The following is a 12917-nucleotide window of genomic DNA, read 5'->3' on the forward strand; positions in this document are numbered from 1 at the left end:
GCCCGACAGGGTGCTGTCCCCCCAGCGCCGTCCATTCAGGTTCGTGATCTTCCACGATGAATTTTGCTTCAGGCCAAAAAGCTGGCCGCGTGAGGTGATGCTCACGCGGCCACCAGCAAGCGGTTTACTGGCTTCTATAAAAGAACAGACCCTCCTGCTTGCCGTTCTCGACGAGCACCATGGAGGAGCGGCCGTCACGCACACCCACACCCCAGCGGTACTCGTCGGGCTTGGGGTACCACGTCTTCTCGTAGCTTCTGGAGGGGTTGCAGGTGTCCTCGAACTTCTGGTGCGCGTTCGTTGCCGTGAACACCGCGCGGTCGCCCTGCACGGCCACCGTGCCCGTGTGGTACTTGAAGAAGTTGATGGTGCAGCCGTACATCCTCGACTCGATGTAGGAACTGTAGATGAAGGTGCCGTCCGAGTGGATCTCGTACCACAGGCCCTGTCCGCCGGCCGGGCTCCACGTGCCGTTCGCCGGATTGTAGTACCCGCCGCCGCTGGATCCCAGGGTGCTCCAGTTCCCCACCAGTTCTGCCGGGACAGCGGTGCGGGGAGCGTCCGCAGGTGGCCCGGCGTTGCCCGGCTCGTCGAAGGCCATCATGCTGATGTTCACTTTGGCGTTGGGTGGCCGCACCCGCCCCATGGTTTTCTGGTCGGGGCTGTATACCCCGAACGCGTCCTCCGCGCCGAAGTGGTTCCTGGGCTCGTTGTCCTTCCAGGCGATCACGCTGTACTCGCCGTCAGGCAGGTCCGGCGTCGCGAAGGTGGCCTGCGCGCCGGAGGTCTCGACTTCAATGGCGCCCACCCCGTCCCAGTCACAGTCGTTGTTCACCACCGGGCAGATGAGCAGGTAGGTGCCCTGCACGTTGCCGTTTTTGGGGGCGGTGAGGGTGCCGCTGATCGTCCGTCCTCCGGGCTGAGGCTGGGGCTGACCACCTGAGTTGTCGGGGGGCGTGCCTCCGCTGGAGGGAGGGGAAGGGGGAGTCGGGGTGGGAGTAGGGCCGCCACAGGCGGTCAGGAGGCTGAGGCTGAGGAGGAACGCGCTGGCAAGGATTCTTTTTTTCATGGCTTCTCCTGTGGCGGCCCCGGAGCGCCGCCGTTCGATGTGCACACTCACGGTAGGAAGCCTGGCCTGATACGAGGATGTTGCGGCGCGGTCTGGAAGCGGCAGGCCCTCAAGGCCGCCCAGCTCTCGGGGCAACACGGCGCCCAGGACTTTGCTGACCATTCGATATGGGCGCACCTTTCCCGGTCCACTCCACTGGACTGGAAGGACCATTCGGCAACGATGGGCGGGCAACATGCTCGTATCACGGCGCGCCCCGTAGCGTGCGCCCATGACCCCGAGTTCTTTTCGGCCTACCCTCCAGAACCGACCTGCTCGGCCTCCCGCTGGGACAGTGACCATCCCTGCCCGGCGCCGCCGACCCTTCGCCCGTCCGATCGCCGTGCTGGCCGCCGTGCTCGCCGCAAGTGCGGGCGCAGCGCCGCTGAAGGGCTCGGTCCACGTGCCGGGAAAGCATGATGTGCGCGGCACCTGGGTCATCGTGTGCGACCTCGACGCGCAGGGCGGCTGCATGGAGGGAACGCAGCAGTCGCAGCAGATCACCCGCCAGGACGGCAGCTCGGCATGGTTCACCTTCGAGGACGCTCCAGTCAGCCCGCGCGGCGTCGTGGCGTGGAAGGACGTGAACGGCAGCGGGACGCTCGACCGGGGAGACCTGTACGGCGCGTACTCCATTGATGGCCTGACGCCTGCGGAGGTGAGCGCACCGTATGAGGGAGCGGTCGTCTGGATGCGTGAACAGGACGGCGTGGCTGACCCCTTTCTGGGCGGCGCGGCGAGTCCGGCCTCCAATGCCAAAGCCAGGGCCGCCGCACTGGTCGGTGATCTGGGAACTCAGCCGCGCGGCGGCGGCTCGATGACGGGCACGGTGATCGTGCCGCTGGGCCACGACGTGCGCGGAGTTGTCGTGCTGGCGTGCCGCTTCGGGACGGACGACTGTTACGTGGCCACCCAGGTGAAACTCAGTGGCCGTCACGCCCGCTGGCGCCTCGACGGCCTCGCCGACGAGGGGCATCAACTCGTGGCGTGGGCCGATCTGAACGGCAACGGAGAAGTGGACGGCCCTGACCTGATGGGCACCTACCTCAACTCTGCCCGCGACAACTTCGCCCTTGTGCGCCCCGGCGCTGGGAACATCACCCTCTCTCTGGCGCCGAGCAGCGACCTCGCCACGCAGAACAAGCCGAGCCCCCGGCGTGGTCCCGCCCCGAACAGCATCTTCAAGACCACATCCCTTGCAAAGATCGCAGGACGCTGGACGACCCAGAATCGGGTCAGCCGTCTCACCCAGGGCTTCACGACGGGCACGGTGTTCGGCGGCGCAACCGTACAAGCGGGGTGGGACTGGACGCCCACGCAGGTCAGGCAGGACGTGGATCTGTTGATCCGTCCGGACGGAACGTTCCGGTCCGTCACCTTCACGCAGGACTTTCAGAGCGAGAACTGCGCGACGCTGACCACCGTCGAGCGGGTGGGAAAAGTGGGCCTGTCGGGCGCGAAGCTGAGCTTCCAGGTGACGCGCGGCGCCTTCCGGGAGATCGACACCTGCCAACCGAGCTTCAACCGCTGGGGCCCTCTGCCGGAAGCGAAAGAAACGCAGCTGGTCGGCCTGCAAAAGGGACCGGGAGGCGCGCCCGAGCTGGTGATCCGGGCGGGTGGCTCGCAGAACGATCTGTACTTCCGCAAGGAGTGACGCTCTTCCGTTCGGCTGGACCCAGCCCTGACCTGTCGGAGAGAGCCGTGACCTGCAGCGTCCTGCCGAACCTCTGCTCAAACGTGGTCAAGGTTGACCACCCGCAGTTCCGCTTCACAGGCGTCCGTCCACGAAAGCACTCCTGGCGTCGTTGCCCATCCCTTCGGGCACGAGGGTGTCCTTGTCGCGCAGATCGTTCATCAGCGCCGCTCCTGTTCTTGAAGATGCAGGCGCCATACGCTCCCGGCAGCCCGTAGCTGGCAGAGGCGTTGGACAGGTCCATCAGGGAGCCAAACCTGCCGTTGCCGATGTTCCTCGGGGCCGCCAAGAAAAAGCCGTCCCAGGTGGGTGCGGCCGGCACCAGTTTCTTGTTGGAGATCAGCGCCAGGGCCTCGGCGAACATGGACAGACCAAACACCTTGCCCTGACACGTCATGGCGCTCACCGCCGTCCTGTCCAGATTCGACCTGGAGACCACGCAACGGGCGGCGCAACCGCGTTCAAGAATGCCTGAGTCTCACGAGAGGGAAAGGGAGCCAGGAAGCATCTGACCCCTCATCACCGCGTCACCCTACTTCAAGACCTGACCAGAGCCGGATGATGCCATGATCTGGCGAAGATCCTCGGCCGCGTTCAGTCCCTTGACGACATAGCCCCTGGCGCCCAAGTGCCTCGCCCGTGTGGCCAGCTCGCCGTCTGCCAGCCCGCTCAGGACCACCACGGCAGCTTCCTGCGCCAGAGTGAGTGCGCGGGCAAGCAGTTCCAGGCCCAGGCCGTCTGGCAGGTCCAGATCCAGCAGCAGCACGTCAAAACATCCCCCAGGCCAGCGCTGGCCCGCTTCCGCAAAGGTCGTCACGTGTTCTACCGTCCAGTCCATGCCAGCCAGCTCCAGCACTTCCCACAGCAGCTGTGCGTCGGCCTCGTGATCCTCGATGAGGAGGGCCCGGGTCATGACCCCTCCGCAGGCAGACTGACCTGGAAGGTGGTGCCGTGTCCAGGCGTGCTCTCCAGCCACACCCGGCCCCCATGACGTTCCACGATCTTGCGCGCGATGGCCAGGCCCATTCCGCTGCCCTCGTAGGTCTCGCGGGTATGCAGCCGCTGGAAGATGGTAAAGATGCGCTCGAAGTAGTCCGGAGCGATCCCAATGCCGTTGTCCGCGATCCGCACGGTGACGTATGAGCCGTGCTCCTGCGCTACGATCTGCACGTCCGGCGCCCGCTCGGGGTGGTGGAATTTGAGGGCGTTGCCTATCAGGTTCTGAAAGAGCTGGCGCAGCTGGGTGGCGTCACCCGGCACCGTGGGCAGTGGCCCGACGACAACCCGCGCGCCCGTCTGGTCTACCTGGGCCTGCAGGTCCTGCAGAACCTGCTCCATCAGTACCCTGAGATCCACCGGTCTGTGCTGCATCGGCGCGGAGCCCACCCGCGAGAAGGCCAGCAGATCCTGTAACAGCGTGCCCATCCGCGCAGTCGCGTCCCCGATGAACTGGATATAGCTATCGGCCCGCTCATCAAGCTGTCCGCCGTAGCGCCGCGACAGGAGCTGCGAGAAGCTGGTGATGGTCCGGAGCGGCTCTTGCAGGTCATGCGAGGCCACGTAGGCGAACTGCGCGAGTTCCGCGTTGCTGCGCTCCAATTCCTCGGTGCGCCGCGCCAGGGCGAAGACGCTCTGGGCACGCTCCAGCGTCAGGCCCAGGCTGTGGACTGCCGTGACCAGCAAGGCCTTGTCGGCCGCATCCCAGCGCCGCTCGTTGAACAACGGCACATTGAAAATGCCGATCACCCGGCCCCCCACCATCACGGGCAGACAGGCTGCCGCGCGCAGGTGGCCCGCCACTTCCGGATCGATGTCGGTGTCCGGCGCATAGGCCTCGATGAAGTACGGTTCCAGGGTCTGGGTACAGTGATCCAGGGTGGGCGTCCGGCCCACCGGGAAGCCGGCGTCGATGGCCTGCTGGAGGGCCGGGTTGCCCACGTCGCCCACCTGCACCTGAGCGCGCCATCTCCCCTCCACGTTCTCGAAGTAGGCGGCGTAGCCGGGCGGCAGCAGCGAGAGCACCAGATGCTGCGTGCGCTGCACTAGGGTCAGGTGATCGCCGCCTCCGACCAGATCGCCCGAGAGCCGTGCGACCCCCTCCAGCGCCTGCGTGCGGGCCAGCAATTCGGCGTTCTGAGCGGCGAGCCGCCGGGCGGTCTCGGTCCGCTCCAGGGCCAGCCCCAGACTGCGGCCCACGGCACGGAAGACCGCCTGATGATGGGGGGACCAGTGTGGCTGGTCCTTGACGCCCAGCGCAAACATCGCCTGGAGGGTGCCTTCCATGCTGAGCGGATAAACCGCCACGCTCTGATACGCCTCTGTCTGCGCGAACTGCTCGACCTCAGGATTCCAGCCTTCGACGAAGACCGGTTCGCCCGTCCGCATGGCCTCTGCGAAAAGTGGGGTGTCCAGCGGCATCCCGGCCTGAATGGCGCCCAGCAAACCCGGATTGGCCTCCAGATCATCGGTGTGGACCTTGGCCCGCCACCGGCCACTCTCCAGCGCGTAGTAGACGCTGGTGCAGCCGGGAAAGAGCACGCCCAACATATCCACGACCCGCCCGGACAGCACCAGCACGTCCGTCTCGGTGTCGGCCAGTTCGGAGAACTGAACGAAGGCCTCAAGCTCGGCGGCGCGGCCCTGCGCCTGCCGTTCCAGGGTCCTGGAGAGCTGCGTGCGCTCCAGCGCCAGGGCACACTGCCCGGCCAGGGTTCGCAGGAAGTACTCCTCGTCCGGGGTGAATTCATGGGGCGCTTCAAAGTCCAGCACGATCACGCCCAGCGGACGACCCCCTTCCACCATCGGCAGGACCGCGTTGGCGACGGCGGCCACACCGCCTGTCCGGGCTTCGAGGTCCGGGTACGCGGCGACCAGCTCGCCGGCCTTGCGAAAGAACAGCGGAGTATTCGAGCGCAACGCATCTGGACTGGGCCTGTGACCTTCTAGGTCGCCGTCCTGCCAGATGCTGGCGGTGTCCTGACCCTTGCGAGCCGTGACGTGAAGCCGCCCTCCCTGAACAATCAAGACCGTGCCGGAGATGGCGTTCAGGGCCGTCAGCCCATCGTTGAGAATAATATCGAAGACCTCGTTCGGCTGACGGACCGCCGCCAGGGCCTGCGTCACGCGCAGAAGGTGTGCGAGCAGGTACACGGCGTCCGGCGCTCCCAGCTGGGGCGAGTTCAGTAGGGAGAGGTCCATCATGGCTACCGGGCAGTGTAGGCGCTCAGGTGCGGAGCTTGTGTGGGCGTGAGGCTCCAGACAGGCGGAGTAATGGGGAGGGGTGGCACTCTCCTTTAGGAACAGCCGGATGAACGTCATCAGACGTGTGTCTGTTCCGGTCACCGCGTCAGGCCATGCTGATGCTCGCCAGACTGCGCCTGCGCACCTTGAGCTGAACGTTCAGGCATCTCAGTGCTCAGGTGAGCAGGTCTATCCCTCCCCGCGTCACGTCTGGCCTGAACACCGCGCTCTCAATCCAGGCGCGGCAGGACCGCCCCCTAACCCACCGCTCTTTCCAGCCGTGCTGGGCTGTCGGCCTCAATCACCTGCGCGCCCACGGCCCCAAAAGCAAGTTTTGCTTCCGCCGGGGCGCAGTCGGTGATCCAGGCACTCACGTCAGCCAGCGCCGCGAAGGTGGCGAATCCGGCGTGACCCCACTTGCTGTGGTCCGCGATCAACAGGCTCCGCTGCGCGCGGCGCATGATCGCCGCCTTCTGCTGGGCCTCGACCAGGTTACTGTTGGTCAGGCCGCGTCCGGGGTCAATGCTGGTGCAGCCCACCAGAAAAATGTCGTAGGAGTAACGCTCCACGGTAGCCAATGCGTCCGGGCCAGTCACGCTGTAGGTCGATCCATAGATCTCTCCGCCCACCACGTACAGCGCACACTCTCCATTGAGTTCATACGCGACGTCAATGGCGTGTGTGACCACCCGCAGCGTGCGGGTCAGGGCAGGCGTCCGGCGCAGCGCCTGGGCGACCTGCAAGGCTGTTGTTCCAGCGTCCAGATATACAGTCTGCCCTGGCTGAAGGAGTGCCGGCACCCGTTGCGCCAGGCGAGCTTTGCCTCCCTGCTCGGCCTGCTGGCGGTCGCTGTAGCGCTGATCCTGGCTCGCCAGCGCCGCGCCGCCATGTACCTTGCGAATCAGGCCGCGTTGCGCCAGCACATCAAGGTCTCGCCGCGCCGTCGCGCCGCTGATGCCCAGGTGCTCCGTCAGCGCTACCGTCCGCACCGTCCCCTGACGGGCCAACAGGTCAAGAATCCGGGTCAGGCGTTCCTCGGCGAGCGGGGCGGTCATCTGCATGAAGGATAGCCCATAGGACAAAATTGCTCAAATATCGTCAGGGCTTAATCTGATTGCCGTAAGCATGAGCAGCCTTAGGAGAGATCGTCCCTCAGGAGGCCCGCATCCATTCTTAGCCCTCCCATAAGCCGAATCTGGTGCTCCCATCTTTACCATTCCGGGCGGAGCGACAGCTCTTCATTCCAGGGACTTGCAATTTTTCCTCCTCTCACTTATGATCCGAATTGATCAAAAGTAATCATAGTTTACCAAAAGGAATCATCAAGCGGCTCAACCGTGAAGCCGCACAGGGGGCAGACATGGTTGATCTTCCGCAGAATCTGATCCGGCTCGGCGTCCAGGCGGGCAGCAAGGCCGACGCCATCTCACAGGTGGCCGCGCTGCTGATAGAGGCGGGGAACGTCGCGCCGAACTATCTCAGCGGCATGCTCGCCCGCGAGGAGCAAGCCAACACCTACCTGGGCAGCGGCATCGCCATCCCGCACGGCACGCCCGAGACCCGGAATCTGATCCGAAAGACCGGGATCGCGGTGCTGCAGGTTCCCGGCGGCGTCCAGTGGGGCGAGGGTGGGGAGACCGTGCGCCTGGTGGTGGGCATCGCTGCCGCCAGCGACGAGCATCTGGACATCCTGCGCCGGTTGACCCGCGTGCTGAGCAATGACGAACTGGTGGAGAAGCTCTCCACCACCACCGACCCTGCCGACCTACAGGAAGCGCTGACCGGGGAACGGCCCGCTGCCGCCCCGAGCCCTGCGGCGCCGGAGCTCCCCTTCACGGCGCAGGTCACGCTGCCCAATCCCCTGGGAATGCACGCGCGGCCGGCGACGGGGCTGGCGAATCTAGTGCGCTCGCGTGGGGGACGGGTGCGGCTGACCCGCGACTCGGGCGAGAGCGCCGACGCCACCCGGCTGATGGAGGTGCTGTCTCTGGGCCTCACGCGCGGCACTGCCCTGACCGTGAGCGCGGAGAGCCGCGAGACCCTGGCCGCCGTGACCGACGCCATCCGCGCGGGCCTGGGCGACGATCTGAGTGCAGCACCCGCCCAGACGGCGCCTGTCCGCCGCGAACCCGACTGGGCGCCGCAGCATGTCGGCGCAACCGTGGAGGGCGTGGCCGCCGCCGATGGTCTGGTGGTGGGCGTGACCCGGCAGCACGCCCCAAGACCGTTGGACGTACGCGATGAACCCAGCGATCCCGCGCAGGACGCCGCCCGGCTGGACACGGCCTTGGCGGCCGCACACGCCGAACTGAAGGTTCTGGTTGACGACGTTGGCACGAAGTTTGGCGCGGACAAGGCCGCGATCTTCCTCGCCCATCAGGAGCTCCTCTCGGACGAGGGCACCGTACAGGACACCGTAAGCCGCATTCTGGACGGACACGGCGCGGCCTGGGCATATCAGGCGGCCACCGGAGAGCGCATCGCCAAGCTCCAGAAACTCGATGACCCCACCCTGGCAGCCCGTGCCGCCGATCTGGGCGACGTGCAGCGGCGGGTGCTCCGGCAGTTGCTGGGGATCCGCGAGGCAGACGTGCAGGCCAGCGGCCCAGTTATTCTGCTGGCCACCGACCTCACGCCCAGCGACACCGCGCGGCTGGGGCCGGACACGCTGCTGGGTTTTGTGACCGCGCAGGGCGGGCCGACCAGCCACACCGCAATCATCGCGCGGGGCCTGGGGCTGCCCGCAGTGGTGGCCGCCGGGCCGGGCGTGCTGGAGGTTCCTGACGGCACCCCGGCCATTCTGGACGGCGCGGCGGGACGGCTGTACCTGAATCCTTCGGAGGCCGATGTGCACTCCGCCCGTGAACGTCAGGGCGCGCTGCAACAGGAGCGGGAGGCCGCCCGCGCCGCGCGCTTCGAACCGGGAGCCACCCGTGACGGCGCACGGGTGGAGGTGGCCGCCAACATCAACCGCGCCGCCGACGCCCTCGCGGCGCTGGAGGCCGGGGCCGAGGGCGTGGGGCTGATGCGCACCGAGTTCCTGTTTCTGGAGCGCGACAGCGTGCCGAGCGAGGACGAACAGGAACAGGAATACCGCGCGATGGCGCTGGCGCTGGAAGGGCGCCCCCTGATCATCCGCACGCTGGATATCGGCGGTGACAAGGAGGTGCCGTACCTGGGACTGGCCCGCGAGGACAACTCCTTCCTGGGGCTGCGCGGCATCCGGCTGTGCTTTGAGCGCCCGGACCTCTTCCTGCCGCAACTGCGGGCGGTGGCGCGGGTGGCAAAGGATCACCCGAACGTCCACCTGATGTTCCCGATGATCTCCACCCTGGAAGACTTCCGCCGCGCCCGCGCCATCTTCGACGGGGTGCGCCGCGAACTGGATGTTCCCAGCGTGCCGCTGGGCGTGATGATCGAAGTGCCGTCGGCGGCCCTGATCGCCGAGGCCCTGGCCACAGAGGTGGATTTCTTCAGCGTGGGGACCAACGACCTGACCCAGTACACCCTGGCGATGGATCGCCTGCACCCGCAACTGGCCCGCCAGACCGACGCGATGCACCCCGCCGTGCTGCAACTGATCGCGCTGACCGTGCAGGCGGCCGAGCGCCACGGCAAATGGGTGGGCGTCTGCGGCGGCGCGGCGGGCGATGAGGTGGGCGCCCTGATGCTCGCGGGCCTGGGCGTCCGGGAACTGTCGGTCAGCACGCCGCAGATCGCGGGCGTGAAGGCGGCGCTGCGGGGGCGCACCCTGGCCGAACTCCAGGCACTGGCCCGCGAAGCCCTGACCCAGCCCACAGCCGAGTCCGTCCGTGCCCTGGTGCGGCCCCCGGAGCGGGAAGGGGCGAGAGCATGAGCGCCGCTTCCTTACATGTCGTGACGCTGACCCTCAATCCCGCCCTCGACCTGACGGTTCACGCCGACGGCTGGCGGCAGGGCGAGGTCAACAGTGGGCAGGGCTTTCAACTGGACGCCGGCGGCAAGGGCGTGAACGTGGCCGCCTTCCTGGCCGACTGGGGCCTGAGCGTCACCGCGACTGGGTTGCTGGGCGACGAGAATCCTGAGGCATTTGAGGGACTGTTCCGGGCCAAAAGCGTGCACGACGCCTTCGTCCGCGTTCCTGGATCCACCCGCGTGGGCATCAAGCTGGTGGACGGCGCGGCGCAGGAGACCACCGACATCAACCTGCCAGGGCTGGCGGCCATCCCACAGGCACTGGCCGAGCTGGACACGCGCCTGAGCGCGTTGACGGCGGACCACACCGTCTTCGTGCTGGCAGGCAGCCTGCCGCCAGGCGTGGACGCGGGCTTCTACGCCCGGCTGACCGCGAAGCTGCGTGGGGCAGGCTGTTTCGTGGCCCTGGACACCAGCGGCCCGGCGCTGACCGCGGCCCTGGCGGCAGATGTCCTGCCCGATCTGGTCAAGCCGAACATCCACGAATTGGAGGCCGCACTGGGCCGTTCGCTCCACGGCGAGGCGGAGGTGCTGGCGGCGGCGCGGGAGCTGTTGCGGCGTGGGGCCAGTCTGGTGGCCGTGTCGCAGGGCGAACAGGGAGCGCTGCTGGTAAGCAGCCACGAGGCGGTACGCGCCCGTCCCCCCCATGTGAACGTCAAAAGCACCGTCGGCGCGGGCGACGCCATGGTGGCGGGCCTGATTTCAGCCCACGCCGACCGCTTGGGGCTGACCGACGCTGCCCGTCGTGCCACAGCTTTCAGCGTGGGCGCCATCACCCGGCTGGGCGCCCACCTGCCCCCCCACGCCGAACTGGAGAAGTTCGTGACGCAGGTGGCCGTTGAAGCCGTGGAAGGGGTGGAAACGGCGTGACCTTCAACCCTCTGCAAGCAGGACATCGACATCTAACCTCTTCCCTCTCCCAGGAGGCTTCCCCATGGCAAAGCTAGTCGCTGTTACCGCCTGTCCGACAGGTATCGCCCACACCTTCATGGCCGCCGAAGCGTTACGGCGTGCAGCGCAGGCTGCCGGACACGAGTTGCGCGCCGAAACACAGGGCAGCATCGGGGCACAGGACGCCCTGACCCCCGCCGAGATCGCGGCGGCGGACGCGGTGATCCTGGCCGCCGACATGAACGTGGATGAAGCGCGGTTTGCCGGAAAGCGCGTCGTGCGGGCCAGCACGGGCGAGGCCATCCGTGACCCGGCGGGCCTGATCGCGCAGGCCACCCAGGGCGCAGCCAGCGCCGGGCCAGCTTCAAGCTCAGTCACTCCCGCTCCGGCCAGCAAGCCCACCAAGATCGTCGGCATCACCTCCTGCCCCACCGGAATCGCGCATACCTTCATGGCCGCCGAGGGGCTGGAAAACGGCGCGAAGGCGCTGGGTTACGCGGTGAAAATTGAGACGCAGGGCAGCGTGGGGGCGGGCAACCCGCTCACGCCGCAGGACATTGCCGAGGCCGACGTGGTGATCATCGCGGCGGACACCAACGTGGATCTGTCCCGCTTTCAGGGCAAGCGGGTCTACCAGACCGGCACCAAACCGGCCATCTCGGGCGGGCAGGCACTGGTGCAGCGGGCGCTCACCGAGGCGACCCCCCACGGCACCGCAGGGGGCGGCGACTTTGTCGCGCAGGCCAGCGCCGCCAAGGCCGCCAAGAACGCGGGCGTCCCCAGCGCCTACAAACACCTGATGACCGGCGTGTCGCACATGCTGCCCTTCGTGGTGGCGGGGGGCCTGCTGATCGCACTGTCCTTCGCTTTCGGAGGCATCAACCCGCCGCCCGGCAGCTTTGGCGCGGCCCTGAGCCAGATCGGCGGCGGCACCGGGGCCTTTGGCCTGTTCGTGCCAGTGCTGGCCGGGTTCATCGCCTTTTCTATCGCGGACCGGCCCGGCCTCGCGCCGGGCATGATCGGCGGGCTGCTGGCCCTGGGCGGCGGCAGCGGCTTCCTGGGCGGCCTGCTCGCGGGTTTCCTGGCCGGGTACGTGACCCGGTGGCTCAACCGGGGGATCCGGCTGCCGCGCACGCTCGAGGGCCTCAAGCCCACCCTGATTCTGCCGCTGCTGGGCACGGCCATTACCGGACTGGCGATGGTCTACGTGGTGGGCCGTCCGGTGGCCGCCGCGCTGACGGCCGCCACTGCGTGGCTGCAAGGACTGGGAGACGCGTCTGCGGGTCTGCTGGGCGCGGTTCTGGGCCTGATGATGGCCTTTGACATGGGTGGGCCAATCAACAAGGCTGCGTATACCTTCTCGGTGGGGCTGCTGGGGTCCAATGTCTACGGCCCTATCGCCGCCGCGATGGCCGCTGGCATGACGCCGCCGCTGGCACTTTTCTTCGCCACCCTCTTCTTCAAGAACCGTTTCACCCGTGACGAGCACGAGGCGGGCAAGGCCGCCGGGGTGCTGGGTCTGGCCTTTATCACCGAGGGCGCGATTCCCTTTGCGGCGCGTGACCCGCTGCGCGTGATTCCCTCGCTGATGATCGGCTCAGCGGTGGCAGGCGCAATCAGCATGGCCGCCGGGTGCCTGCTGCGTGCCCCGCACGGCGGCGTCTTCGTGCTGTTCATCCCGAACGCCGTGGTCAACCTGCCCATGTACGTCGTGGCGATCGTGGTGGGGACGGTGGTCAGCACAGTGCTGCTGGGCGTCCTGAAAAAGCCGGTGCTGGAAACGCCCGCCATCGCAAGTACGGAAGTGACGGGCGCGGCAAACGTGGCGGCGGACTGAGGGAGGTGTGGGGACGTAACGGATGGAAGTTAAAGAAGAGGCGGCCCAGCAGATCTGGGCCGCCTCTTCTGGCAGGCAGAACTGCACGAGATCAAAGTAGGCTGGCGTGAACCCCCCAGCCCACTGGATCAGTTGCGAGGCATGCGGAGTTCGAGGTACATGTTGGGCCGGATCGCCTGGTAGTCGCGCGTGAA

At 67.2% G+C, this 12917-nt stretch carries 9 protein-coding genes; 4 read left to right on the top strand and 5 right to left on the bottom strand.

The features are described from left to right. Positions 1 to 124: 124 nt before the first annotated feature. Complete coding sequence (locus HNQ08_RS12530; RefSeq protein WP_184132372.1) at positions 125 to 1069, bottom strand: hypothetical protein; 945 nt, start codon at positions 1067 to 1069, stop codon at positions 125 to 127. A gap of 271 nt (positions 1070 to 1340) precedes the next feature. On the opposite strand from HNQ08_RS12530, the gene HNQ08_RS12535 reads away from it, so the two are divergent. Next, positions 1341 to 2762 carry a hypothetical protein gene (locus HNQ08_RS12535; RefSeq protein WP_184132375.1) on the top strand — a complete coding sequence of 474 codons (1422 nt, stop codon included), beginning with the start codon at positions 1341 to 1343 and terminating at the stop codon, positions 2760 to 2762. A 114-nt stretch (positions 2763 to 2876) separates the two neighbouring features. Here the strand turns inward: HNQ08_RS12535 and HNQ08_RS27905 are convergent, their stop codons facing one another. The 4 genes from HNQ08_RS27905 to HNQ08_RS12550 form a co-directional block, all read right to left on the bottom strand. Then, positions 2877 to 2999 carry a hypothetical protein gene (locus HNQ08_RS27905; RefSeq protein ID WP_268240003.1) on the bottom strand — a complete coding sequence of 41 codons (123 nt, stop codon included), beginning with the start codon at positions 2997 to 2999 and terminating at the stop codon, positions 2877 to 2879. Positions 3000 to 3333: 334 nt separating this feature from the next. Next, entirely contained in the window at positions 3334 to 3714 is a 381-nt protein-coding gene (locus HNQ08_RS12540) for a response regulator (protein ID WP_184132378.1), read from the bottom strand. Further along, on the bottom strand, positions 3711 to 6002 hold the full coding sequence (locus HNQ08_RS12545) for an ATP-binding protein (protein ID WP_184132381.1): 2292 nt from the start codon (positions 6000 to 6002) through the stop codon (positions 3711 to 3713). The genes HNQ08_RS12540 and HNQ08_RS12545 overlap by 4 nt, the downstream gene beginning before the upstream one ends. Before the next feature lie 296 nt (positions 6003 to 6298). Beyond that, positions 6299 to 7096, bottom strand: a complete 798-nt coding sequence (locus HNQ08_RS12550; protein ID WP_184132384.1) for a DeoR/GlpR family DNA-binding transcription regulator — start codon at positions 7094 to 7096, stop codon at positions 6299 to 6301. A gap of 305 nt (positions 7097 to 7401) precedes the next feature. On the opposite strand from HNQ08_RS12550, the gene ptsP reads away from it, so the two are divergent. The 3 genes from ptsP (at position 7402) to HNQ08_RS12565 (ending at position 12723) form a co-directional block, all read left to right on the top strand. Beyond that, a complete protein-coding gene (gene ptsP, locus HNQ08_RS12555; RefSeq protein ID WP_184132386.1) occupies positions 7402 to 9897 on the top strand; it encodes a phosphoenolpyruvate--protein phosphotransferase in 2496 nt (831 codons plus the stop codon). Then, complete coding sequence (gene pfkB / locus HNQ08_RS12560; protein WP_184132389.1) at positions 9894 to 10865, top strand: 1-phosphofructokinase; 972 nt, start codon at positions 9894 to 9896, stop codon at positions 10863 to 10865. Before ptsP ends, pfkB begins: the two co-directional genes overlap by 4 nt. A 64-nt stretch (positions 10866 to 10929) precedes the next feature. Then, the gene (locus HNQ08_RS12565; RefSeq protein WP_184132392.1) at positions 10930 to 12723 is read left to right on the top strand and encodes a PTS fructose-like transporter subunit IIB; all 1794 of its coding nucleotides are present in this window, start codon (positions 10930 to 10932) and stop codon (positions 12721 to 12723) included. Positions 12724 to 12917 lie beyond the last annotated feature (194 nt).

Origin of the sequence: Deinococcus humi (genome assembly GCF_014201875.1) — a bacterium.
GTDB lineage: Bacteria > Deinococcota > Deinococci > Deinococcales > Deinococcaceae > Deinococcus > Deinococcus humi.

What these genes read in the sequence shown, in the direction of transcription:
- HNQ08_RS12530 (WP_184132372.1), bottom strand. Translation starts at nt 1,069, where the DNA reads ATGAAAAAAAGAATCCTTGCCAGCGCGTTCCTCCTCAGCCTCAGCCTC.
- HNQ08_RS12535 (WP_184132375.1), top strand. Translation starts at nt 1,341, where the DNA reads ATGACCCCGAGTTCTTTTCGGCCTACCCTCCAGAACCGACCTGCTCGG.
- HNQ08_RS27905 (WP_268240003.1), bottom strand. Translation starts at nt 2,999, where the DNA reads ATGGCGCCTGCATCTTCAAGAACAGGAGCGGCGCTGATGAACGATCTG.
- HNQ08_RS12540 (WP_184132378.1), bottom strand. Translation starts at nt 3,714, where the DNA reads ATGACCCGGGCCCTCCTCATCGAGGATCACGAGGCCGACGCACAGCTG.
- HNQ08_RS12545 (WP_184132381.1), bottom strand. Translation starts at nt 6,002, where the DNA reads ATGATGGACCTCTCCCTACTGAACTCGCCCCAGCTGGGAGCGCCGGAC.
- HNQ08_RS12550 (WP_184132384.1), bottom strand. Translation starts at nt 7,096, where the DNA reads ATGACCGCCCCGCTCGCCGAGGAACGCCTGACCCGGATTCTTGACCTG.
- ptsP (WP_184132386.1), top strand. Translation starts at nt 7,402, where the DNA reads ATGGTTGATCTTCCGCAGAATCTGATCCGGCTCGGCGTCCAGGCGGGC.
- pfkB (WP_184132389.1), top strand. Translation starts at nt 9,894, where the DNA reads ATGAGCGCCGCTTCCTTACATGTCGTGACGCTGACCCTCAATCCCGCC.
- HNQ08_RS12565 (WP_184132392.1), top strand. Translation starts at nt 10,930, where the DNA reads ATGGCAAAGCTAGTCGCTGTTACCGCCTGTCCGACAGGTATCGCCCAC.